This window comes from Enterococcus sp. AZ020 (assembly GCF_050499205.1).
In the GTDB taxonomy this organism is placed as follows: domain Bacteria; phylum Bacillota; class Bacilli; order Lactobacillales; family Enterococcaceae; genus Enterococcus_L; species Enterococcus_L dunnyi.
The window spans coordinates 1-608 of the sequence record NZ_JBIPAT010000017.1 but is presented as its reverse complement, the minus strand read 5'-3'; the positions used below and the strand labels follow the sequence as shown (position 1 = coordinate 608).

Genomic DNA, 608 nt, shown 5'->3' with positions numbered 1-608 from the left:
TGTTGATGATGTGGATTATGAGTTGCAGATGATGGATATTGAACAAGGTCAAACCTATCCTGATGGCGAGTACAGCAATCTAGGCGGTGAGTCTAATGGCAAAGACCCCCAAGTTGAGTAAGTCAGCATTAAAATATTGGGAGAAGCGCCGTGATCTAGAAGATAAAGCTCGTCTCAAATTAGAGAACGAAACGCTAAAGATGATTACAGATATCTTTCCCGAAGCTTTAAAACGGATCCAAGAGAAATTACTGTCTCAATCTGATTTGCATAAGATTAACCAGCAAAAACTTCTAGAAGATGTGAAACAGCGTGATCAAGAGAAATACAGAAAGTACATTGAGGAAAATTATAAGTCTTTGATGAATTCTGACGAGAAATATCAGGCGTTTATAGATGAGTTCTTCCCAGCTTATGATTATGCCAAGGTCAATCGCTTGCTGCAGATTCGTTCTGACATCTTTTCCATTTTAGCAGAAGAAATGATCAAAAAAGAAGCCGATGCAAAATTCAATGATCGGTTAGATGACTTTGTTAATCGTGTTTACAACACCAATGCTAATGCTTTAGGTCATATATTGGGGACTGGTGATTTTTCGTCGCTTCCC

1 pseudogene is annotated in these 608 nt (G+C 38.5%); it reads left to right on the top strand.

Going from position 1 to position 608, the window contains the following annotated elements:
• Positions 1–95 precede the first annotated feature (95 nt).
• Positions 96–608: pseudogene (locus tag IGI58_RS18220) on the top strand (hypothetical protein); the annotation flags it as partial.